Source organism: Streptomyces sp. NPDC031497 (assembly GCF_055580905.1).
In genome coordinates this window covers 212674-235573 of sequence record NZ_JBVIKO010000013.1, presented here as the reverse complement: position 1 = coordinate 235573, position 22900 = coordinate 212674, and the positions used below count along the sequence as shown (strand labels likewise).

Here is a 22900-nt window from a genome sequence, read left to right as displayed (position 1 = left end):
GCCCTCCTGGGGTCGGGGTCTTGGGCGGCTCAGCCCTTGCCCATTGGGGTGGGAGACGAGGTGATGAAGGACTGGATCGCGGCGGCCGCGGCCCCGCGCGCCCACTCCTCGAACGGGAGTGGACGGGTCTGTACGTCGCACTGCGCGGCGGAGCCGAAGGCGGCCGCGGTGAACGAGTCGAGGATCTGCTCGGCGAAGAGGTCGTAGGCGGCGAGTCCCTCGCCGGAGATGATCACGCGCTCGGGGCCGAAGAGGTTGGCCACGGTGGCGATGCCCCGGCCGATGGCCTCGCCGGCGCGGGCGTACACCTCCCGCGCTCCGGGCACGCCTTCGTGGGCCAGGTCCACCGCCTCGGCGGAGTCGGCCACTTGGCGGCCCGTCACCTCACGCATGCGGGTGACGATCGCGGCGTCCCCGGCGATCGCCTCCACGCAGCCGCGGTTGCCGCAGTGGCACAGGGGCCCGGCCGGGTCGATGGCCACGTGGCCGATCTCCCCCGCCACCCCGTGCGCGCCCGCGACCAGCCGGCCGTGGATCACCAGTGCGCAGCCGATGCCGGCGCCGACGGTGACCACGGCGAAGTCGGAGAGCCCGACCCCGGCGCCGAACCACTGTTCGGCGACGGCCAGGGCACGTACGTCGTTGTCGACGACGACCGGCAACCCCGTGGTCATGGCGGCGAGTTCGGCGAGGGCCACGTCCCGCCAGTCGAGGAAGGGCGAGTAGCGCACGACCCCTTCGGCGCGGTCCACGTCGCCGGAGACGGCGATGCCGAGGCCGAGGACGGGGACGCCGACGTCCTCGGCCTCGGTGCGCAGTTCGTGGGTCAGGTCGGCGATGGAGGTCAGGACGGCCCTGGCGGCACGGTCCCTGACCGGCAGCCGGCGGGCCAGGCGGATCCGGCAGCACAGGTCGGTGAGGACCGCGATGACTTCGTCTCCGGTCACCTTGACCCCGATGAACAGCGCGCGCCCGCCGTCGACCCGCACCAGGTTGGCGGGGCGCCCGAGGGCCGGCCGGGCCTCTCCGTCGGCGTCCTCCGCCAGATATCCGGCCGCCAGCAGCGGCCGGACGGCCTTGGTCACGGCCGCCGCCGACAGGCCGGCCCGGCGGGCCGCCTCCAGCCGGGTGAGCGGGCCGTGGGACAGGACCGTGGTGAAGATCTGCGAGGCGGCCGGCGTGTGGGCCGGGAACGTCTCGGCACGGGAGGTGGAGCGCATGGCCGGGAACTTAGGTGGCTTATTTTCCGCTGTCAATAAAAGAAACAGGAATCACCTGAAGGTTGACTGTGAGGCTGCAGTGGCCTTCAAATAGCGGGTGGTGTGGGGGCGTTGACGCGTGTTCCACCGGTGACTTCGATCCGGTTCCACCAGTGGGGGTGATCCGGGTGCCCGGCCCCCCGACAGGGCACCCGGATCAGCGGTGTGGCGTGCCCGTCAGTGGCGGGCGGCCGGCTTGTCGGCCTCGGTGACGTTCACCGCGGCCCAGGCCTGGTCGACCGTGCGGTACTCGACGCCGCTCGCGCCGTAGAGGTCCTCGGCCGCCTTCAGCGTCGCGACCCGCGCGTCGTGGAAGTCGGTCGAGGAGACCATGTACCGGGTCAGGGCGCGGTAGAAGATCGCCGTCGCCTTGGCGCGGCCGATCCCGGTGACCGTGGACCCGTCGTAGGTCGGCGAGTCGTAGGTGGTGGCGCCGATCTTCTTGCGGCCGCTGCCCTCGGCGAGCAGGTAGTACGCGTGCGAGGAGACACCGGAGCCGGCGTGCACCTCGGCGTCCGCCACCTCGGGCGACCAGTAGTCGACCGTGCCTTCGAGGCGGTCGAGTGAGGGGTGGTCGAGGCGGCGCAGGAACTTCTGCTGCAGGCCGAGCTTCTCGCCGAGCAGGTAGTTCGGCGGGTTCTTCGGGTTGTTGGCGGAGAACTCGACGTTCGAGCCGAAGACATCGGCCAGCGACTCGTTCAGCGCGCCGGGTTCCCCGAACTGGTTGCCGTCGTTGTCGATGGACGTCGGTTCGAGCTTGGCGGTCGCGTCCACCACGCCGTGGGTCAGCTCGTGGCCGGTGACGTCGAGGACGACCAGGGGCTTCTTGATCTCCTGCCCGTCGCCGTCGCCGTACAGCATGCAGCCGCAGTCCGAGTCCCAGAAGGCGTTGCCGACCTTCTTGCCCCAGTGGACCATGGCGCGGGCGGGCTTGGAGTTGTTCGCTATGCCCTTGCGGCCGAAGGTCTTCTTGTAGAAGTCCAGGGTCTTGGTGATGCCGTACTGGGCGTCGGCCGCGGCGCTGCCCCGGCTGCTGGTGGCGCCGTTGCCCCAGCTGTCGGTGGTGCTGGTGAACTTGGTGCCCTGGGCGAAGCTCTCGGTCTCCTTGCCCTTGGCGTCCCGGGTCTCGGTGCCGTAGCGGGTGGGGTCCTTGAGCAGGAAGCTCTTGCGGGCGGTCTGGGTGGTGGTGAGCGGGACCTTGCCGACGAAGAGCGACCTGCCGGAGCCGTGCGCGGTCGCCGGGTAGCGGGCGGCGGCGGAGACGGACGTGCCGGCGAAGGCGCCGGTGTGAGAGGCGATGCCGGTGGCCGGGTCGAGGGTCTCGCCGCGCTTGCGGAGGGTGTCCAGCACCTTGGGCGAGAGGAACTCGTCGTTGTCCGGCGTGTTGCTGCGCACCGTGCCGGTGAGGGCGTCGACGACGACCGTACGGGAGCCGTCCGGGCCGTCGACCGGCACCTGGTAGGCGAGGGCGGAGGCATCGCCGCGGGCGTCCACCACGAGTGCGGCGGTGCCGGCGTCGCCGTCGGCGGCCGAGGCGGCCTTCTCCTCGGCCTGGCGGGCCGTCAGCTTCGCCTCGGTGGTGGCGGGCCGGACCGTGTGGTCGGCCGCTCGGGTGACGCCGGTGTAGGCCAACCGACGGGAAAGATGGACGACGAGATCGCCGCCGAGCACCGGCATGCCCCGGTGGGTGCGGACGAAGCGGACATGACGCGCCCCCTCGGGGTCGATCATCACGTCCTGTGCCTGGAGTTCGTCCCCCGCGCCGACTCCGGTGGCCGAGGCATGGGCGAAGGCCGCGGTCCGTGCCGCGGTCACCACCTGCGCGGCCGTCGTGGCGGCGGCGGTGGCCTGCTGTTCCGCCCCCGTGGCGGGACCCGCGAAGGCCGTACCGGCCAGGCCTGTGGCGGCCGTCGTCACGGCGACGGCGACGGCCACGCTGCGTATGTGCGCGCTACGCACTGATCAGGGTTCCTTACGTTCGAAGACGGCCGGCATCCCTCACCGATCGCCTTGCGGCACAGCGCCGTTGAGGCGCCAAGGGGCTGGTCGGGCCCCCGGCCGCAACCCTTTCGGACTAGTCATGTCCATGTAAAGCACAATTCGTCGCTTTTCTTGCGTTTCGTGGCAATACTTTGCGATTCCGCACCGCGTGGTGATCACAGAGTGACCAACTGTGCGTCGACTGTGGAGATGTGACGGGATGCGAGAGGGTTCCCTGAATCGAATGTGACCCATCTCGCATCGAAAACAGACAGAGAGGAGCGAGGTTCGGATGGTTTCGGCAAAGGTGAGCAGAAGCGCGGTGCTCGGAGCGGTGGCGTTGTCGCTGCTCGCGGTACCGGCCCAGGCGGCGCCCATGAAGGCGGGAGCGGAGCCCCGGCCGGCCGCCGCCCTGCCGGCGCCGGACACCGCGGGCATGGCCGCGGTGCTGAACTCGGTGGTGGCGAAGGGCGCGCCCGGCGCGATGGCCCGGATCGACGACGGTACGACGGTCCACAAGACCACGCGGGGCGTCGCCGACCGGACCACCGGGCGCGTCATCACCACCGGCGACCGGTTCCGCGTGGGCAGTGTCACCAAGACGTTCTCGGCGGTCGTCCTGCTGCAACTGGTGGACGAGGGCAAGCTCGCCCTGGACGCACCGGTCAACCGCTATCTTCCGGGGCTGCTGCCAGACGACCGCATCACCGTGCGGCACGTGCTCAGCCACCGCAGTGGTCTGTACGACTACACCAACGACATGTTCGCCAGCAGCGTGTCGGGCTTCGAGGCGGTGCGGAACAAGGTCTTCACCTACCGCCAGCTGGTGAACCTCTCCCTGAAGAAGCCGCGCACGAACGCTCCGGGGGCCGCCTACTCCTACTCCAACACCAACTTCGTGGTCGCCGGGATGCTGATCGAGAAGCTCACCGGGCACAGCGTGCGGACCGAATACGAGAACCGCCTCTTCAAGCCGCTGAAGCTGCGTGACACCTTCTACGTCCACCCCGACACGAAGATCCCCGGGCAGCACGCCAACGGCTACCTCACCGCGGACGAGGCGGGCGCCAAGCCGGTCGACGCGACGGACCAGACGGTGTCCTGGGCACAGAGTGCGGGTGCCATCGTCTCCACCGCCCAGGACCTCGACACCTTCTACTCGGCGCTGGTCCGGGGCAAGCTGACGTCCGCCGCACGCCTCGCGGAGATGGAGCGCTTCACCCGGGTCAACGCCACGACCTCCTACGGCCTGGGGCTGCGCCGCCGCGATCTGTCGTGCGGGATCTCGGTGTACGGCCACACGGGCGCCGTGCAGGGCTACTACACGTACGCGTTCACCACGAAGGACGGCAAGCGCAGCCTCACCGTGCTGGCCAACGCCTCCAACAACTCGGCCGTGCTCAACACGCTGGCGGGCGCACTGGAGCCGGCGTTCTGCGGCAAGCGCGCGGCGACGCGCGCCGGGACACCGCTCGAACGAGAGGACATCGCACCGGCCGCGCCCCGGGAGCAGTAACGGCGGCGCCTCGCGCACCTTGGGAGCAGTAGCTGCGGGACGTTGCTCAGCGCGGGAGGGGTGACTCCTGCCTCCGCCGTGGGAGCGGTGGCGCGTGCCTCCGCCGTGGGAGCGGTGGCGCGTGCCTCCGCCGTGGGAGCAGGGGCACCTGCCTCCGCTGCGGGAGCACCAGCCGCGGGTGCGGCCGGCGTACCGCCTCGCCCCGTCGAGGGAACCTCGCGCCCGGGCCGGACGTTCTACCGGCGACTTCCCCACCGGGCGCGATGTTCGGCCCCTGACCTCCCAGAGGCGGTGCGATGAGCGAGCTGGTCCCCGGGGGCAATCTTCCCCTTCCGGACGGCGCGCTGACGCTGCGGGTGCCCGGCCCCTTCGACGTCTCCGCGCTGATCACCGACGGGAGCGGCAAGGTCGGCGGCGACAGCGACTTCGTCTTCTACAACCAGCCGGACGCGCCCGGCGTCCGGCTGCGCGGTGACACACTGACCGTCGAGCCGGCCCGGCTGCGGACCGGCGCCCAGCGCGTCACCCTCACGGTCACCGCCACCAAGCCGGGCACCCCGCTCGGCCGGCTGCCCGCCTCCGCACTGCATGTCACCGACCGCCTCGGCCGGCCGGTGGCCCGGTTCGCACCGCCGCGCCCGCAGACGGAGACCCTCCTGCTGCTCGCCGAGATATACCGCCGGGGCACCGGCTGGAAGCTGCGCGCCGTCGGACAGGGATACGCCGACGGACTGGCGGGGCTGGCCCGGGACTTCGGGGTCGACGTCGTCGAGGACCGGCAGCCGGCTCCGGCGTCGCGGCCCACGATCCCCACCCAGCGCACGGCGGCCGCACCGCCCCGGCCTTCGGTGGCCGCGCTCCCGGACCCGGACGGCCTGCTGGGCCTGGTCAACTCCGCCCGGGCTCAGGCCGGCCGGCCACCCGTGGCCCCGGACGCCCGGCTCACCTCCGCCGCCCTCGCCCACGCCACCGCGATGGCCGACGCCGGCCGGCTGGCCACCGAGAGCCTCGACGGCGTCTCGCTCCACCAGCGGATCGACCGCACCGGATTCGCGTATGTCACGGTCGGCGAGCATCTCGTGTCGGGCCCGCGCACCCCGGCCGAGTTCGTCGACTACTGCCTGCGCACCGAGGGCGCCCGGCGCACCCTGCTCGACCCGGCCTTCACCCACGCCGGCCTGGCCCACGTGGACGGCCCGCGGGACGGGGACACCTACTGGACCGCGCTGTGGGCCAGGCCCCTCACCCCGGCCGAACTGACCCGCACCCGCGCCGAGGTCGTCGACCTCACCAACCGGGAGCGCGCCCGGGCCGGGCTGCGGCCGCTCGCGGTGGATCCGCACCTGGCCACGGCCGCGCAGGCGTACAGCACGGACATGGCGACCCGGGACTTCTACTCGCACACCTCACCCGAGGGGACCCAGCCCTGGGACCGGGCCGCCGCCGCGGGCTCCCGGCGACGCACCATCGGCGAGAACATCGCCTGCGGCCAGCGCTCGGCCGCCGAGGTGGTGGACGGCTGGATGAACAGCCCCGGCCACCGGGCGAACATCCTCAAACCGGACTTCACCCACATCGGCATCGGCTTCGCGGGCGGCGGCCGGGCGGGCACGTACTGGACCCAGCTGTTCGGTGCCTGAACCGATACGGTCCGCGATCTTGGCGGAACGGGTCCGTCCGGGACACCATGCCCGGCATGAAGGGTGATCTCTTTTCCAGTCAGCACATGGTGGAGCCGGCCGTCGGGCCGGGCATGACGATCGAGAACGCGAAGTGCGTCAGGTACGCCGTGAACGGCGAGATGTACGCCCGCCAGGGCGCGATGATCGCACACCGCGGTAGTCTGAGGTTCGAGCGCAAGGGCCAGGGCGTGGGCGGGATGCTCAAACGAGCGGTCACCGGCGAGGGGTTGCCCCTGATGTCCGTTCAGGGCCAGGGCGAGGCCTGGTTCGCGCACGAGGCACAGAACTGTTTCATCGTCGAGGTCGAGCCGGGCGACCAGTTCACGGTCAACGGCCGCAACGTCCTTTGTTTCGACGCCTCGCTGTCGTACGAGATCAAGACCGTGAAGGGGTCCGGCATCGCCGGCGGCGGTCTGTTCAACAGCGTGTTCACCGGGCAGGGCAGGCTGGGGCTGATCTGCGACGGCAACCCGCTGGTCATCCCGGTCTCGCCGCAGGCGCCGGTGTACGTCGACACGGACGCGGTGGTGGGCTGGACCACGCAGTTGCAGACCTCGCTGCACCGCTCGCAGTCCATCGGCTCGATGCTGCGGGGCGGTTCGGGGGAAGCGGTCCAGCTGATGCTCCAGGGTGACGGGTTCGTCGTGGTACGGCCGAGCGAGGTGACCCCGCAGAAGGCTCAGCAGCACTGACGCAGGGCGACTACACGGCCGTGGGGCGGCTGCACGAGCAACTGCTCGCCGAGGCCCGTCGGCACACCGCCCGGGCCGCGGCGCTGCTCGCCGGGCTGCCGCTCACGTCGGCGGAGCTGCGCGGCCCGCTGGACCTCCTGGTGCGCCGGGACCTCTGAGACGGTTCGGCCGGCCCCGTCCGCCCCGCATACCGGGCGCCTCGGAGCAGGCCGGCCAGCGGACCGCAGCCGGTCTTTTACCGTCGGTTACCCGCAGGTCGGGGCCCGGTCATTCGCCGTTTTCCTCAAGTCCCTGATGGGGGACGCTGTTTGAATAAAAGGCAAGAAGGGGCTTGGAGTTGCAGATTCTTTGAACAAACCGGGGCGCGTCCCGCGTACCTCTGGTTAAGAAGAGGCAGGGGTTTCAGCGAGGGATGACGATGGTCAAGGCGCATGTCTCCGCACAACAGTTGGTCGCTGGAAGGTACCGGCTCATTGAGGTCGCCGACCGCGAGCCGAACCGCATCAGCTGGTACGCGGAGGACGTGCAGGCCGAACGTCCCCGGCTGGTGACCCAGATCGTGCTTCCCGACGCCCTCACCGACGACGTGGTACGCCGGACCACCTCCCGGATCCTGCGCACCTCCGAGGTCATGGGCGCGCTGCGGCCCGGCCGGGTCGCCATGGTGATCGACGCCTTCGAGGAGGCGGGCACGCTGTGGACGGTCACGGAGCTGATCGACGGCACGCCGCTCAGCGAACTCCTGGTCCAGCGGACCATGTTCGACTTCGTGCAGGCCGCCCGGATCGGCCTCGAGGTGCTCGACGTGCTGGACGGCGCGCATGGCGAGGGCTACACGCACGGCGAGCTCAGCCCCGGCCAGATCTTCGTCCGCGACAAGGGCCCGGTCGTGATCACCGGGTTCGGCCTGGCGGGCGCGACCCTGGCCCCCCGGGTCACCGCACCGTCGTACGCCTCGCCGGAGCAGGCCAGGGACGAGCGCATCGGGCCGGCCGCCGACCTGTGGGCGCTCGGCGCGATCCTCTACACGATGGTCGAGGGCCGGCCGCCGTTCCGGGACCGCGGCCGCGCCGACGCCACGCTGAAGGGCGTGGACCGGCTGCCGCTGCGCACCCCGCTGCGGGCCGGTCCGCTGACCCAGGTCGTGCAGGGGCTGCTTCGCAAGAACTCCCGGGAACGGCTGAGCAGGCCGGTGGTCCGGCAGGCGCTGACACGTGTCCTGGACGAGGACCCCGACGCGATCGGGCAGCCCGCCCCGGTACCCCGGCTGCGCGGCGCCTACGTGGCGGCTCGGGCCTCGGGGTGGAGCAGGACCACCATGATCGGGGGGACCGCGCTGGCCGTGGTGACCGTCTCGGTCGCGGTGCTCGCCGCCACCCAGGGGCTCCCGGGCGTCGGCTCCCTGGCCGGTTCGGCGCCGAGCGCCTCCGCGACGGCCGCCGAGCCGGGCAACCGCACGGACGGCAACGGGCCGACCCCCTCCTCCCCTTCTTCCACTTCTTCTTCCGCCCCTTCTTCTCCCTCTCCCACCCCCTCTCCCTCGAAGACATCGCCGACATCGCCGTCGCCCTCCCCGTCGGCCACGGCCGGTGCCCTCCCGGCCGGGTTCCACCGCTACACCGCCCCGGAGGGCTTCTCCGTGGCACTCCCGAAGGGCTGGAAGCGCCTCGACACCTCGCGGGTCGACGACGTCGCCTACCGGATCACCTTCGGCCCGGGCGGCGGCGACCTGCGCACTCTCGCCGTCACCTACAGCACCCAGGCCGGCCCGGACCCGGTCGCCGTCTGGCGGGACGACGTGGAACCCCAGCTGGAACAGCTGGACGGTTACCGGCGGATCGGCCAGATCAAGGCGACCACCTACCAGGGGTACAAGGCGGCGGACATGGAGTGGCTGTCCGGCACCGGTGCCGACCAGGTGCGCACCTTCGGCCGCGGCTTCCTGCTGGGCGGCGGCCGCAGCTTCTCGCTGCGCGTCACCGCCCCGGCCGCCACCTGGGACGATGCCGCGAACACGCTGGCGCTGAAGACGTTCCTGGCCACGTTCCGGGGGTCGGCGAGCTGATCCGTGCTCCGGACAGGCGGCCCCGCGTGACCTCGTGGACCGCCCGGTGCGCCCGGCCGGTCTTCGACCGTGCGGCAAACCCTGGCCAATGGGTCGATATAGGCTGCCGTCGGTACGTACGCAGTTCGGCAGCCTTCAGGAGCGTCCTCCGTGACCCTAGCGATCGACCCGTCCGAGACGTCCAGCGCGTCCCCGGCTCCCCTGTCCGACCTCGTGGCGCGGGACGCCCGGGAGTTCGGCGCCTATGTGCGCACCGGAGGCTGGACGTTCGGGCTGATGGTGGCCCGCAGTGTGCGGCCCGGAGGGCAGGGCGCGGACGAGACGCCGAAGGTGTCGGCGAGGGAGTTCGCCGAGTTGGCCGGCTGCTCCCCGGAGCGGGTGATGCGCTACTACAAGGCGTGGGACCGGGCCGCCGACGACGGTGTCGTCCCGCACTTCGAGGCGCTCGCCCCGGGCCAGGAGGTCGAACTCCCGGACTCCGACCTCTGGCTGGACTACTACGTCTCCCGCAACAGCGCCACCTCCGAGCGCGGCACCGCCATCTCCGAGGCCGCCGAGGCCGAGGGCATCCGGCCCACCAAGGCCCTCGAAGTGGCCGAGAACCCCACCGCGCTGCGGGCCGCGATCCTCGCCGACCCCTCCACCGCCCGCGCGGCCCGCTCGGCGCTCCTCGACCGCATCAAGGAAGACCCGGACCTGCAGACGGTGCTGGCCCGCGACGTGGTCCGCACCGCCGACCTGAAGAAGGCCGTCGCCACCGAGAGCCGCTCGGCCGACCGCATCGGATACGTCCGCCAGATCGCCGAGTCCGGCCAGATCAAGACACCTGCCGGGCAGACCGTCGACGCGCCCGTCGAACTGCGGCAGGAGGCCGAGCGCCATCTGTCGCTCCTCGACGAGCTGGACGAGGACGAGGACACCGGCGAGTGGGCGACCGAGGCCTACGACACCATGAAGAACCTGGTCGTCGAGACGGTCGAGGCGGACCCCGAACTCCGCGTCCAGGAGAAGCGCACCAGGTTCTACAGCAGCCTCCAGAAGGCGACCAAGGCGTTCGAGGAGCTGACCTTCGACGACGCCCAGGACTTCTACGAGGACGACATGGTCCAGCGCCTGGAGGAACTGCAGCAGGCCATCGGCACCTGCCTGGCCGCACTGCGGGGGACGACGGGCGGATCCGGCGGTCCGGCGGTGGGTTCCGCAGTGGATTCCGCTCACGGTTGAGCATTTTTCGTGTGAGAGGGGTACTAGAGGTCACCAAGCCGATCGTTCTCGGAGGGCTCTCGCGTGAACCCCATCGTGCACAGGACCCTGGTGGTACAGCTCCGCGCGGACGGGACCGCCCGCTGCCCGGTCCTCGCCCACTTGTCGTACGACGCCGAAGACCCGTTCGCCGTCACCGTGGTGTTCACCCTGGACGGCCGGGTGCTCGCCAGATGGCGGCTGGACAGGGAGATGCTCAACGAGGGGCTGAGGGAGCCGGTCGGGGTCGGGGACGTACGGCTGCGTCCGGTGCGGCAGGGGCGCTGGAGGGAAGTGCGCATGGATTTCCTCGGCGATCCCCTGCCCGGCGGCGAACGGCATCACGCGGTGGTGTTCGCCTGGGCTCCCGCGCTGGCCTCGTTCCTGAGCGACACCTACATGGCCGTCCCGCCCGGACGGGAAGAGGTCCCGGTGGATGACCTGCTGGCGGAGATCCTCGCCACCGGCTGAGTGACCGCACCGCCCGGCTGAGTAGCCGTACTCATGTCCGGGCCCGGCCGCCGCGGCCACGATGGGGCTCCCACGACGAGGAGTCCGCCATGACCGCAGTGCATCCCGCCCCGCGCCCCGTTCCGCACCGTGTGCCGCGTCGGGTTCCGCCCGTCCTGCTCGCCGGGGTGGTGGTGGCCGGCATGGCCGCGTCGGCATGGGGCGCCCGGGACCGTACGACCTGGTTCCTGGAGACGGTGTGGGTGCTGGTCGGCCTGCCGCTGGTGGTGCTCACCTGGCGGCGGTTCCCGCTGACGGGGCTGCTGGCCGGGCTCCTCACCGTGCACGCGCTGGTGCTCGCCGTCGGGGGCCACTACACCTACGCCGAGGTGCCGGTGGGCGACTGGGTGCGCGACAGCTTCGGCCTGGACCGCAATCCGTACGACCGCTTCGGCCACCTCATGCAGGGTTTCGTACCGGCGATCCTGGTCCGTGAGCTGCTCAGCCGTACCTCGCCGCTGCGCGGCAGCCGCTGGCTGGCCCCGCTGACGGTGTGCGCCTGCCTCGCCTTCAGCGCCTCTTTCGAGCTGCTGGAGTGGTTGGCCGCCGAGATCGGCGGGCACGGCGCGGACGCCTTCCTCGCCACCCAGGGCGATGTCTGGGACACCCAGTGGGACATGTTCTGTGCGCTGATCGGGGCGACGGTGTCGGTGCTGCTGCTCAGCCGGGTGCACGACCGGCAGCTGCGGGCACTGGAGGCGGCTCAGCGGTTGGTGTGACGGCGCCTCGACCACAGTGGCAGGCCGTACCAGCACACCAGGTACCAGACGACGACGGCCGCGACCACCCAGGTCACCTTGCTGCCGCCGGTGGCCACCCGGAGGATCAGCACCAGCGCGGAGGCCATGGTGGCCAGCAGCAGGAACAGTCCGATCTGGGTCAGCCCGGAGGCCAGCCGCACCGCCTGCGGCTTCACCTTGCGGCCGGCGACCAGCCGGTGCAGGGAGACCGGGCCGATGAGGGCGCCCGTGGCCGCGGCGCCCAGGACGACGGTCACGATGTAGATCGTCTGATCCACGTCGGGCAGTTCGTCGTACTTCTGTTGGAAGACCACGGTGAGCAGGAAGCCGAAGAGGATCTGCACACCGGTCTGGGCGACGCGCACCTCCTGGATGAGTTCGCCCCACATCCGGTCGGCGCGCTCCTCCTCCGTCTCGTCGCGCCCCTGCCGCCGCTCCTGGTCGGTCATGGAGTGCGTGTAACCGCCCGTCCCGTCGTTCAAACGGCCCGGGCCGGGAGCGGCACCGTGGTGGCGGTCCCGGCCCGGTGGGTGCTACCAGCGGTTCTCGACCTGGTCCTTGATCCGGCGGTCGTAGAGGTCACGGATGGCGGTAACCGTCTCCGCGGGCAGTTCCGGGAGCTTGGCGGCGGCCGCGTTGGCGCGGGCCTGCTCGGCGTTGCGGGCGCCCGGGATCACCGTGGTGACGCCCGGCTGGTCGATGATCCAGCGCAGGGCGAGCTGGGCCGGGGTGTAGCCCTCGGGGGCGAGCGCGGCGAACTCGGCGGCGGCCTCGACGCCCGTCGTGTAGTCGACGCCGGAGAAGGTCTCGCCCTGGTCGAAGGCCTCGCCGTGCCGGTTGTAGGTGCGGTGGTCGTCGGCAGCGAAGACGGTGTCCTTGGTGTACTTGCCGGACAGCAGACCGGAGGCGAGCGGCACCCGGGCGATGATGCCGACGCCGGCCTCCCGGGCGGCCGGGAGGACCTCGCGCAGCGGCTTCATGCGGAACGGGTTGAGGATGATCTGCACGCTGGCCACGCCCGGGCGGGCGATCGCGGTGAGGGCTTCCGCGCAGGTCTCGACGCTGACGCCGTAGGCCGCGATGCGCTCCTCCTCGACCAGGGTGTCGAGGGCGTCGAACACCTCGCCGGAGGAGTAGACCGGGGTCGGGGGGCAGTGCAGCTGCACCAGGTCCAGGCGGTCCACGCCGAGGTTGCGGCGGGACCGGTCGTTCCACGCGCGGAAGTTGTCCAGGACGTAGTTCTCCGGGATCTGGTCGACCCGGCGGCCCATCTTGGTGGCCACCAGCACATGCAGGTCGGGCCTGCCGCTCAGGAAGGCGGCGATGGTCTCTTCGCTGCGCCCGTCGCCGTACACGTCGGCGGTGTCGAAGAAGGTCACCCCCGACTCGGCCGCGGCCTCCAGAACAGCCAGGGCCTCCTTGTCGTCCACGTCGCCCCAGTCGGCACCGAGCTGCCATGTGCCCAGGCCGACGACCGATGCCCGCTGCTGCGATCTGCCGATTACGCGTTCGTCCATGGCGCCAGTCTGTCATCCGCCACCGACAACGGTGTCAGGGACTTATTCGCCCCCGCCCACCTGTGAATCCTTCACTCACACGGGTGATTGTGTTCGACAGAAATCGGGAGGGCGTCAACCCGGCCCTAGCGTGTCGGCGTGACTGATCGTTCAGCGAACAACTTCCCTGCCCCGGACGGCTGGAGCCGTCGGGGCTTCCTGCGGTCCGCCGCCGCGCTGGCCGCCGTACCGGTGCTGCTCGCGGCGGATCCGGCCGTGGCCGCGGCCGAGCTGCCCGGCTTCCCGGCGGATGTCGCGCTGTACCGCTCGGCGTACCGCAACTGGGTCGGCGAGATCACCGCGGACGGACTGTGGGCCTGCGCCCCGGCCGACGCCGACCAGGTGCGCACGGTCGTCGACTGGGCCTGGCGCAACGGCCGGCGGGTACGCGCGCGTGGCTCCTCGCACGGCTGGTCGCCGCTGACCGTCACGGAGGGGACGGCCGCCGACGACAACGTGCTGCTCGTCGACACCCGGACGCACCTGACGGGGCTGTCCCTAGACTCCGGGTCTCAGGTGCGGGCCGGGACCGGCGTCACCATGGAGGCGCTGCTCACCTTCCTGGAGGGCCACGGTCTCGGGCTCACGGCCACGCCCGCGCCGGGAGATCTGACGCTCGGCGGGGCGCTGGCGATCGACGCGCACGGTACCGCCGTTCCGGCCGACGGCGAGCAGCCGCTGCCCGGGCACACCTACGGTTCGCTGAGCAATCTGGTGCTGTCGCTGACGGCGGTGGTGTGGGACGGGGACGCGGAAGCGTATGTCCTGCGGACGTTCCGGCGCACCGATGCGGACTGCGCGGCCCTGCTCACGCATCTGGGCCGGGCGTTCGTGACCGAGGTCGTGCTGCGGGTGGGTAGCAACAGCAATCTGCGGTGCCTGAGCCGGACCGACATCCCGGCCGACGAACTGTTCGCCGCGGCCGGTTCCGGCGGGCGGACCCTCGACAGTTTCCTGACGCGGTCCGGGCGGGTGGAGGCGATCTGGTTCGCGTTCACCGAGTACCCGTGGCTCAAGGAGTGGAGCGTCGCCCCGGCCAGACCGCTCACCTCGCGGCATGTCACCTCGCCGTACAACTACCCCTTCTCCGACGCCGTGCCGACGGTGGTCGCCGACCTCGTGGGGCGGATGGTGTCCGACGCGGCGTGGTATCTGGCGCCGGTGCTGGGCAACGCGCAGCTGGATGTGGCGGCGCTCGGGCTGGTGGCGACGCTGTCCTCGGACATCTGGGGGGCGTCGAAGAACACGCTGCTTTATCTGAGGCCGACGACGCTGCGGATCAACGCGAACGGGTACGCGGTGCTGACTCGGCGGGCCCAAGTGCAGCGCGTCGTGCACGAGTTCACGTCGTTCTACCGGGAACGGCTCGCCGCGTACGCCGCGTTGGGGCGGTTCCCCGTCAACGGGTCGGTGGAGATCCGGGTGACGGGGCTGGACGAGCCGGGGGATGTGGAACTGGACGGCGCCCAGGTGCCGTCGCTTTCCGCCCTGCGGCCGAGGGACGGAGCGGACACGGCGGTGTGGCTGGATGTGCTGACGCTGCCGGGGACGCCTCATGCGGAGGCGTTCTTGCGGGAGTTGGAGGGGTTTCTGTTCGAGCGGTACGACGGGACTCGGGTGGAGTGGTCCAAGGGGTGGGCGTACACCGAGTCCGATGTGTGGAGTGACGAGGAGGTGCTCGGTAGGAGGATTCCGGGGTCGTTCGGGGGTGCGGTGTGGGATGCGGCGGTGGAGACGTTGGATCGCCTTGACCCACACCGGGTGTTCAGCAATGGATTTTTGGATGGGGTCGTGGTGCGCCGTTGAAGGCTGCGGGCCCGGTGGGGGCTGGTCGCGCCCACTCGGCGGTAGCCGCATGTCGAACACAGCCCCGCGCCCCTGGGGGGCGCCCCCGAACCGGTCCCTACAAGATTCCGTTTTCTTCTAGAAGTAGTGGCCCTCCCCCAAGTCCGCGAGCAGCCCCGCCTGTTCCGGCTTCCAGCCCACGAGCTCCCGGGTCCTCTCGCTCGATGTCGGATTGTCGATCGCGGCCACCATGCCAAGCCAGCCGAAGTGGGCCTCCGCCTCCGTCGGCGGGATGCTCTTCAGGGGGACGTCGAGGCCCTTGGCGATCGCCGCGGCGATGTCCTTGAAGGGGACTCCCTGGTCGGCCGCTCCATGCAGGGCCGTGCCCGCCGGGGCCGACTCCAGGGCCAGGCGGTAGAGACGGGCCGCGTCCAGGCGGTGTACGGCCGGCCAGCGGTTGGTGCCCTCGCCGACGTAGGCGGCGAGGCCCGTCCGGCGGGCGACGTCGATCAGCTGCGGTACGAAGCCCCGGTCGCCGCGGCCGTGCACCGTGGGGGCCAGTCGGACCACCGAGCTGCGTACGCCGCGCTCGGCCAGGGCCAGTGCGGCCACGTCGCAGGCGCCGCGGTGGATGCTCGGGGCCGGGGTGTCCTGCTCCGTCGCCACTCCGTCGACGGCGGCGAGCATCAGGGTGCCCGAGGTGACGACGAAGGGCCGGTCCGAGCCCTCCAGAGCGGCGCCGATCGCCTCGATCACGCGCAGGTCGGTCGCCACGGCTCGGGTCACGTCCGGGAAGTCCTCGTGATGGAAGGCCAGATGCAGCACGCCGTCGGTCCCGGCCGCCGCGCGTGCCAGGTCCTCGGGGTCGTCGAGGCTGCCACGGTGCACGTCCGCACCCGCCGACTTCAGGGCCTCGGCGGACTTGTCCGAGCGGGCGAGGGCGAGGACCTGGTGCCCGGCGCCGAGGAGCTCGGGGACGGCCGCGGAGCCGATGAAGCCGCTGCCGCCGGTGACGAATACCCGCATGGTGGGTGCTCCTTCGAGGGAGAGGGGGTGGTGCTTCCATCGTTCGGCCGGCGGGCGGCGGGCGTCCAAAGCCTGTTTCGCAATGCGCCATGCCTTTCAGGCATCGACGCAGGTAGCCGGCACTATCCTGAGGGCATGGCTGATCCGGCTTCCGCCCCTGACCTAGATCTGCGGCTCGTCCGGTACTTCACCGTCGTGGCCGAGCAGCGGCACTTCGGGCGGGCCGCCGGCGCGCTGCACATCACCCAGCCCGCGCTGAGCCGGCAGATCCAGCGGCTGGAGCAGGTACTGGGTGCGCGGCTCTTCGACCGCACCCCGCAGGGCGCCCGGCTCACCGAGGCCGGCGAGGTGTTCCTGCCGCGGGCCGGGGCGTTGCTGCGGGCCGCGAGCGAGGCCGCGGCCGTCACCCGGGCCGCCGCCGAGCCCAGCCGGATCACCGTCGGGTACATCAACGGGATCTACGTCACCCCGGCCGTGCGCGATCTGCGCCGCCGCTTCCCGGACGCCGACGTGCGGACCCTGCACCTCGACTGGAACGAGTCGCGCGAGGCCCTGCTGGCGGGGCGCGTGGACACGGCCGTGACCCGGCTGCCGCTGCGCACCGACGGGTTGTGGGTGACGGTGCTCTACAACGAGCCGCGGGTCCTGGTGGTGCCGCTGGACCACCGGCTGGCCGGGAAGGAGTCGGTCACGCTCGACGACATCGCCGACGAGCCGCTGCCCCGGGGGAAGGACCCGCTCTGGAACGCGTTCTGGCGCGTCGACCCCCGGCCGGACGGCAGCCCGGCGCCCGACGGTCCGCTGATCGGCGCGGTGGAGGACAAGTTCGAGCACGTCGCCGCCGGGCAGGCCGTGGCGATCGCGCCCCGGGTGCCCGGTGCGACCCTCCGCCCCGACCTGACCACGGTCCCGCTGCACGGTGTCGAGCCGAGCCACGTGGTCCTGGCGACCCGCGCCGGGGACAACCACCGGCTGCTGGCCGCCTTCCGCAAGTCGGCCGGGGCGCTCCTGACGGCTCCGGAGCCCGACTAGGGCGTCAACTGGGCCTGGACGACGGGGCCGTAGCGGTCGGCGAGGTCCTCGATCGCGGAGTCGCGCAGCCGTGGGCCGCGGGCGATGCCGTACATCACGCCCAGGCCGATGAGCTGGGCGACGGCCAGTTCGGCGCGCAGTCCGGCGTCGGTGCCGGTGAGCCGGGCGGCAACGCGGTCGACCACCTGGGCACGGAAGTTGGCGCGCAGCACGTCTCCGTGGTCGCCGTGCAGGGGGGCGAAGACGATCCGCAGCAGTGGGTCGGCGCCCCGGTCGCGCTGGCCCTCCAGGACGTGCCGGACCATGTGCCGGCCCAGGTCGTCCAGGGGTGCGTCGAGCAGGGCGGCCGCGTCCGTGTCGAAGGACATCACGCGGGCGAACAGGCCGTCCTTGTTGCCGAAGTACTTGAGGATCAGCGGCGCGCTGACCCCGGCCCGCTCGGCGACGTCCTTGAGGGTGATGTCGGCGTGCGCGTGCCGGGCGAGGAGGTGGCGGGCGGCCTTGAGGATGGCGGCCTTGGTGGCCTCCGCGTCCCGGCGGGCGGGCGCGGGGGTGGTGCCGGTGCCGGTGTCGGTGTCGCGTCGGGTGCTCACGGCACTCATGCTCCCTCCAGCGCGTCGTCCCGGGCGCCCTGGACGCGGGCCTTGGCGCGCGGGGCGTCGTCCGTGGCCTTGTCGCCGGGTATGGACAGCGCGGCGGCGCCGGCGGCGACCGCGATGACGCCGGCCATCGCGAACGCCAGCAGATAGCCGTGCAGCGTGGGCATCGGGGCGCCGCCGACGAGGCTGGTGTGATGGGTGAGGACGGCGGCCACTGCGGCGCTGGAGGTGGCCTGGCCGATGGTGCGCATGAGGACGTTGACGCCGTTGGCGGAGGCGGTCTGGCTCGCCGGGACGGCCCGCAGGATCAGCGTGGGCAGCGCCGAGTAGGCGAGGGTGGTGCCGGTGGCGACGACGGTGGCGCCCAGGATGATCATCCAGAGGTCGCGGCTGTCGGCGATGCGCACCACGTATCCGCAGGCGATGACCGCGGCGCCGAGGGCGAGGGTGATGCGCGGGCCGCGGGAGGCCGAGATCCGGGCGGAGAGCGGCGAGAACAGCAGCATGGTGATGCCACCGGGGAGCAGGCAGAGGCCGGTGGCCACGATGGACAGGCCCAGGCCGTATCCGGTGGCCTTCGGCGCCTGCACCAGCTGGGCGGTGACCAGGGAGTTGGCATAGAAGGCGAACCCGGTGAGCAAGGCGGCGACATGGGACAGGCCGACCCGGGGCCGGGACACCAGATGCAGGTCGACCAGCGGCTCCTCGGTCCGCAGCTGCTGCCACCACCACAGGGCCAGGACGAGGACGGTGGCGGCGAACAGCCCGAGGACGCGCGGGCTGCCCCAGCCCCACTGGCCGCCCTGGGAGACGCCGAGCAGCAGACAGGTCAGCCCGACGGCCAGCCCGAGCGCGCCGAGCACGTCGAACCGGCCCGGCTCGCGCACCGGAGACTCCCGGACCGCCCACCACACGGCCGCCACGCCCAGCGCCCCGAGCAGGCTGGTCAGCCAGAACATGGTGTGCCAGTCGTAGTACTGCACCACCAGCGCGGCCAGCGGCAGGCCCAGCGCGGCGCCGATACCGACGGTGGAGCTCATCAGCGCCACCGCCGATCCCCGACGCTCGGGCGGCAGTTCGTCACGCAGGATGCTGATCGACAGCGGTACGACGGAGGCGGCGGCACCCTGCAGGGCGCGGGCGACGATGAGCACGGTGATGTCGGACGACAGGGCGCACATCACGGAGCCCACGGTCATCAGGGCGAGCGCCCCGGTGAGCACCCGGCGCTTGCCGTACATGTCACCGGCCCGGCCCAGCACCGGGGTGAGGACGGCCCCGGCGAGCAGGGTCGCGGTGACCATCCACGAGACGGTGCCGGCCGAGGAGTGGGTGAGCTTGGGCAGGTCCGGGAGCAGGGGGACGACCACCGTCTGCATGACGGCCATCAGGATCCCGCCGAAGGCCAGTACCGGGATGGTCAGCCGCTCCCGCAGTCGGGGTGGTGCGGCGGGCGAGCCCGAGGGGCCGGCTGTCGGGGCGGGGTGATCCATCGGCGCTCCTGCGGACGGCACAGATATGAAGGTGAATACACATTCACCCTATCGAGTGAATGACCTTTCACCAACTCGTGCCGCCGTCAGCGAGCGCCTATGACCGGGAGTGCAGGGCGCGCACCGCCCGCGGCCCGAGCCACCGCTTGAGCCGGCGCAGCGCCTCCAGTCGCCCGGCCGCCTTGTCGATGCCGTAGTAGAGCTGCGGAGGAACGTACGGCAGCAGCGGCGAGTGGCGCTGGCCGAGCAGGGCGAACATCCGGTGCGGGGGGAGGTCGATGTAGCGGGGCAGGTTCTCGTACCACTGGGCGCTGAGGCGGGCGGCGCTCTGGGCGGAGACCAGTTCGGCCTTGCGCTGCCGCTCGTAGGCGGCGAGGGCCTGGGGTCCGGTGCCGTGCCCGCGCAGGGCGTCGGCGAGGCACATCGCGTCCTCCAGAGCGAGGGTGGTGCCGGCGCCGATGGAGTAGTGGGTGGTGTGGGCGGCGTCGCCGAGCAGGACGAGGTTGCCGTGGTGCCAGGTGCGGTTGCCGAGGGTGCGGAAGGTGGGCCAGGCCGCCGCCGAGGAGCCGGTGACCAGCGGCCGGCCGTCGAGGATGCCGGCGAACAGCTTCTCCAGCAGGGCCAGTTGGTCGGCCTCGTGCAGCGTGTCGAGGCCGAGGCCGGTGAGGGTCTCGGGAGCGCACTCGATGACGCAGGTGCTGTGGCCGTCGTCGTAGGGGTAGCCGTAGCACCAGACCCAGCCGTGCTCGGTCTCGGCGAAGGCGAAGGTGAAGGAGTCGAAGGCCTTGGGGGTGCCGAGCCAGACGTAGTGGTTGCGGCCCTCGGTGGCCTCGACGCCGAAGTCGTCGGCATGCCGGGTGCGCAGGGCGCTGTGGATGCCGTCGGCGGCGACGACCAGGTCGGCCTCGGGGAGGTCGTCGGGCGTGATCTCGCTCTCGAACTCCAGCCGTACGTCCAGGGACCGGGCGCGTGCGGCGAGGATCTCCAGGAGGCGGTGGCGGCCGATGCCGTGGCCCGGGTCGCCGGGCTGCCGGGTGACCTGGTCGCGGACATGGGCGACGCCCTGGTGCCAGCGCACCGAGCTCTCCTCGACGGCGCGTGCCGACTCGGGGTCGTACGCGTGCAGGCGGTCCATCAGGGCACGCCAGTAGGTGACGCCCCAGCCGTAGGTCGAGCCCTCGGGGTTGCGTTCATGGACGGTGATGTCGTGGGACGGGTTCTGCCGCTTGAGCAGGATCGCTAGATACAGGCCGGCGGGCCCGCCTCCGACGCAGACGACCTTCACACGCACCCCTGGATTTCACCGAACGTGGTCAACTGGAACCGCAGGGTAGCAGCGGAGGCGAGCTCGGCCGGGGTTTTCGAATCGCGCCAGATTGACGGCGTGAGCCACGACACCCGGACGGCGGACCCGCGCCAAAGATCGACGAAAACACCCCCGCCCGGGCAAGGAATTCCCCGTTCCGGTACCGGCGGACCCTTCAGCACGACAAGATCATCTTCGTTCAATCTTGTATGACATGTAGTCAATTGTCCTGATCGCAGCCAACCCGATCCGGGCGATTTCTCCCGCGCGGAAACCGGCGGATAGGCATACGGAGTCATCACCCGCACCCAGCACAGGAGCATCCGTATGCCCGAACTCACCCGCCGTCGCGCGCTCACCGCGGCGGCCGCCCTCGCGGCCGCGGCCGGTGCCCAGACCCTGCTCACCCCCGGCACTCCGGCCTCCGCCCACCCGCAGGAGGGATCCCTCGAACCCTTCGACGAGGTCTACAAGGGCCGCCGGATACAGGGCCACCCGTCCGGCATGGACGGCATGGGCGGCATGACGGGCATGACGGGCATGAAGGGCGTGGACGGCACGGGCGGTCACCACCACGGACACGGCACCGGGTACGCGGTCTTCGTGGACGGGGTGGAGCTGCACGTCATGCGGAACGCGGACGGCAGCTGGATCAGCGTGGTCAGCCACTACGACCCGGTGCGCACCCCGCGGGCCGCCGCCCGCGCGGCGGTCGACGAGCTGCAGGGCGCCGCGCTGCTGCCGTTCCCCGCCAACTGACCGCCCCCCACCAGGACTTCCGGAGCCTCGAAGCACATGACCATACGCAAGAACCAGGCCAGTCTGTCCGCCGACGAGAAGCGGCGGTTCGTCGCCGCCGTCATCGAGCTGAAGCGCAGCGGGCGTTACGACGACTTCGTGCGCACGCACAACGCCTTCATCATGTCCGACACCGACGACTCGGAACGCACCGGCCATCGTTCGCCGTCGTTCCTGCCCTGGCACCGCAGATTCCTGCTCGACTTCGAGCAGGCGCTCCAGTCGGTGGACTCCTCGGTGGCACTCCCCTACTGGGACTGGAGCGCCGACCGCACCGTCCGTGCCGCGCTGTGGGCGCCGGACTTCCTCGGCGGTACCGGGCGCAGCTCCGACGGGCGGGTGACGGACGGTCCGTTCGCCGCGGCGGCCGGGAACTGGCCGCTCAACGTCCGCGTGGACGGCCGCACCTACCTGCGCAGGTCGCTCGGGACCGGCGTGCGCGAACTGCCGACCCGGGCCGAGGTCGACTCGGTACTGGCCATGGCGACGTACGACATGGCGCCCTGGAACAGTGCCTCGGACGGCTTCCGGAACCATCTGGAGGGCTGGCGCGGGGTCAATCTGCACAACCGCGTCCATGTCTGGGTCGGCGGCCAGATGGCCACCGGGGTCTCCCCCAACGACCCGGTGTTCTGGCTGCACCACGCCTTCATCGACAAGCTGTGGGCCGAGTGGCAGCGCCGGCACCCGCAGGCGGCCTATGTACCGGGCGGCGGGACGCCGGACGTCGTCGACCTGGACGAGACGATGAAGCCGTGGAACGACGTGCGGCCGGCGGACCTGCTCGACCACACGCGGTTCTACACGTTCGACGTCTGATGGCAGCTGAGGCGGTTGAAGACGGCTGACGTCGCCGCCGTCGGCTGACGTCGGCTGATCAGGCCTCCGCCGTACGGCACTCCGGGTGGCCCCAGCCCTGCCCGTTCTTCGCGATCGCCTCGCCCGCCGCGTAGGAGCGGCCGCACAGGCAGCGGCCGGGGAACTTGGCCTTGATGGTGCGCGACGAGGCACCGCCGGCGGCGGTCTTGCGGGGTGCCGCCTTGCGGCGCGGCGCCCCGCCGGAGGCGGCGGACGTGGGTGACGGCGGCGGTACCGGGGATCCGAGGGCGCTGCCCGCGGCCTCCTGGACCGTCGCCGCTTGGCTGGCCGCGCGGTCGGCGAAGTCGTTCAGCGGGTCGCCGTCGACCTGGTGGGCGGGGACGTACCGGAAGTCGACCGTGCGACCGTCGAGGAGTGCGTCGATGCGGACGACCAGGTCCTGGTTGGCGACCGGCTTGCCCGCCGAGGTCTTCCAGCCGTTGCGCTTCCAGCCGGGCAGCCAGGTGGTGACCGCCTTCATCGCGTACTGCGAGTCCATCCGCACCTCGAGTGGCACGTCCGGGTCGACGGCCGTCAACAGCCGCTCCAGTGCGGTCAGTTCGGCCACGTTGTTGGTGGCCTTGCCGAGCGGGCCGGCCTCCCAGCGGGCCGGCGTCGCCGCGTCGTCGGACATCACCCAGGCCCAGCCGGCCGGTCCCGGGTTCCCCTTAGAGGCCCCGTCGCACGCGGCCACCACTCGTTCACGCATGGGCCCGATCATGCCACGGCCGGGTGGGGGGCCCGGCCCTGGCCCGGTGTCC

Annotated in this window: 21 protein-coding genes; 12 read left to right on the top strand and 9 right to left on the bottom strand. The window is 71.6% G+C overall.

Going from position 1 to position 22900, the window contains the following annotated elements:
• Nucleotides 1–29 precede the first annotated feature (29 nt).
• Both ACZ5K7_RS26570 and ACZ5K7_RS26565 read right to left on the bottom strand, forming a co-directional pair.
• The gene (locus tag ACZ5K7_RS26570) at nt 30–1220 is read right to left on the bottom strand and encodes an ROK family transcriptional regulator (protein ID WP_351707777.1); all 1191 of its coding nucleotides are present in this window, start codon (nt 1218–1220) and stop codon (nt 30–32) included.
• A 216-nt stretch (nt 1221–1436) separates the two neighbouring features.
• Entirely contained in the window at nt 1437–3218 is a 1782-nt protein-coding gene (locus ACZ5K7_RS26565) for a M4 family metallopeptidase (protein WP_468916876.1), read from the bottom strand.
• 313 nt (nt 3219–3531) lie between these two features.
• Between ACZ5K7_RS26565 and ACZ5K7_RS26560 the strand changes: the two genes are divergently transcribed.
• The 8 genes from ACZ5K7_RS26560 to ACZ5K7_RS26525 all read left to right on the top strand — a co-directional run bounded on the left by ACZ5K7_RS26560 (nt 3532) and on the right by ACZ5K7_RS26525 (nt 11665).
• Nucleotides 3532–4755, top strand: coding sequence for a serine hydrolase domain-containing protein (locus ACZ5K7_RS26560; protein ID WP_351707771.1), 1224 nt, complete (start codon nt 3532–3534; stop codon nt 4753–4755).
• Between the two features lie 296 nt (nt 4756–5051).
• Nucleotides 5052–6395, top strand: a complete 1344-nt coding sequence (locus ACZ5K7_RS26555; RefSeq protein WP_468916875.1) for a CAP domain-containing protein — start codon at nt 5052–5054, stop codon at nt 6393–6395.
• Nucleotides 6396–6451: 56 nt separating this feature from the next.
• Entirely contained in the window at nt 6452–7129 is a 678-nt protein-coding gene (locus tag ACZ5K7_RS26550; RefSeq protein WP_468916873.1) for an AIM24 family protein, read from the top strand.
• Between the two features lie 20 nt (nt 7130–7149).
• A complete protein-coding gene (locus ACZ5K7_RS26545) occupies nt 7150–7287 on the top strand; it encodes a hypothetical protein (protein WP_468916871.1) in 138 nt (45 codons plus the stop codon).
• Between the two features lie 254 nt (nt 7288–7541).
• Nucleotides 7542–9194, top strand: coding sequence for a serine/threonine protein kinase (locus ACZ5K7_RS26540; protein ID WP_468916869.1), 1653 nt, complete (start codon nt 7542–7544; stop codon nt 9192–9194).
• Nucleotides 9195–9344: 150 nt separating this feature from the next.
• Nucleotides 9345–10418, top strand: coding sequence for a hypothetical protein (locus ACZ5K7_RS26535; RefSeq protein WP_468916867.1), 1074 nt, complete (start codon nt 9345–9347; stop codon nt 10416–10418).
• 63 nt (nt 10419–10481) lie between these two features.
• Nucleotides 10482–10907: an SsgA family sporulation/cell division regulator gene (locus ACZ5K7_RS26530; RefSeq protein WP_468916865.1), complete on the top strand. Its 426-nt coding sequence runs from the start codon at nt 10482–10484 to the stop codon at nt 10905–10907.
• Nucleotides 10908–10996: 89 nt separating this feature from the next.
• A complete protein-coding gene (locus tag ACZ5K7_RS26525; protein ID WP_468916864.1) occupies nt 10997–11665 on the top strand; it encodes a DUF2238 domain-containing protein in 669 nt (222 codons plus the stop codon).
• On the opposite strand, the gene ACZ5K7_RS26520 is transcribed toward ACZ5K7_RS26525, so the two are convergent.
• Both ACZ5K7_RS26520 and ACZ5K7_RS26515 read right to left on the bottom strand, forming a co-directional pair.
• Nucleotides 11650–12135 carry a DUF6328 family protein gene (locus tag ACZ5K7_RS26520; RefSeq protein WP_468916862.1) on the bottom strand — a complete coding sequence of 162 codons (486 nt, stop codon included), beginning with the start codon at nt 12133–12135 and terminating at the stop codon, nt 11650–11652. The two genes, ACZ5K7_RS26525 and ACZ5K7_RS26520, sit on opposite strands and share 16 nt — an antisense overlap.
• 84 nt (nt 12136–12219) lie before the next feature.
• On the bottom strand, nt 12220–13203 hold the full coding sequence (locus tag ACZ5K7_RS26515) for an aldo/keto reductase (protein ID WP_450973481.1): 984 nt from the start codon (nt 13201–13203) through the stop codon (nt 12220–12222).
• A gap of 138 nt (nt 13204–13341) precedes the next feature.
• Here ACZ5K7_RS26515 and ACZ5K7_RS26510 point away from each other — a divergent pair, with 138 nt between their 5' ends.
• A complete protein-coding gene (locus ACZ5K7_RS26510; protein WP_468916859.1) occupies nt 13342–15048 on the top strand; it encodes a cholesterol oxidase substrate-binding domain-containing protein in 1707 nt (568 codons plus the stop codon).
• A 117-nt stretch (nt 15049–15165) separates the two neighbouring features.
• Here the strand turns inward: ACZ5K7_RS26510 and ACZ5K7_RS26505 are convergent, their stop codons facing one another.
• Nucleotides 15166–16053, bottom strand: coding sequence for an SDR family oxidoreductase (locus tag ACZ5K7_RS26505; protein WP_468916856.1), 888 nt, complete (start codon nt 16051–16053; stop codon nt 15166–15168).
• A 135-nt stretch (nt 16054–16188) separates the two neighbouring features.
• On the opposite strand from ACZ5K7_RS26505, the gene ACZ5K7_RS26500 reads away from it, so the two are divergent.
• A complete protein-coding gene (locus ACZ5K7_RS26500; protein WP_468916853.1) occupies nt 16189–17085 on the top strand; it encodes a LysR family transcriptional regulator in 897 nt (298 codons plus the stop codon).
• Here the strand turns inward: ACZ5K7_RS26500 and ACZ5K7_RS26495 are convergent.
• The 3 genes from ACZ5K7_RS26495 to ACZ5K7_RS26485 form a co-directional block, all read right to left on the bottom strand.
• Complete coding sequence (locus ACZ5K7_RS26495; RefSeq protein WP_468916850.1) at nt 17082–17687, bottom strand: TetR/AcrR family transcriptional regulator; 606 nt, start codon at nt 17685–17687, stop codon at nt 17082–17084. The genes ACZ5K7_RS26500 and ACZ5K7_RS26495 overlap by 4 nt on opposite strands.
• On the bottom strand, nt 17684–19177 hold the full coding sequence (locus ACZ5K7_RS26490) for an MFS transporter (RefSeq protein WP_468916848.1): 1494 nt from the start codon (nt 19175–19177) through the stop codon (nt 17684–17686). The genes ACZ5K7_RS26495 and ACZ5K7_RS26490 overlap by 4 nt, the downstream gene beginning before the upstream one ends.
• Before the next feature lie 97 nt (nt 19178–19274).
• Nucleotides 19275–20468, bottom strand: coding sequence for an FAD-dependent monooxygenase (locus tag ACZ5K7_RS26485; RefSeq protein ID WP_468916845.1), 1194 nt, complete (start codon nt 20466–20468; stop codon nt 19275–19277).
• 342 nt (nt 20469–20810) lie between these two features.
• Between ACZ5K7_RS26485 and melC1 the strand changes: the two genes are divergently transcribed.
• Both melC1 and melC2 read left to right on the top strand, forming a co-directional pair.
• Entirely contained in the window at nt 20811–21242 is a 432-nt protein-coding gene (gene melC1 / locus ACZ5K7_RS26480) for an apotyrosinase chaperone MelC1 (protein WP_468916842.1), read from the top strand.
• A 36-nt stretch (nt 21243–21278) separates the two neighbouring features.
• Entirely contained in the window at nt 21279–22100 is an 822-nt protein-coding gene (melC2, locus tag ACZ5K7_RS26475; RefSeq protein ID WP_351707715.1) for a tyrosinase MelC2, read from the top strand.
• A gap of 58 nt (nt 22101–22158) precedes the next feature.
• Here melC2 and ACZ5K7_RS26470 read toward each other — a convergent pair whose 3' ends face one another.
• On the bottom strand, nt 22159–22860 hold the full coding sequence (locus ACZ5K7_RS26470) for a ribonuclease H family protein (protein ID WP_351707712.1): 702 nt from the start codon (nt 22858–22860) through the stop codon (nt 22159–22161).
• Between the last annotated feature and the right edge of the window lie 40 nt (nt 22861–22900).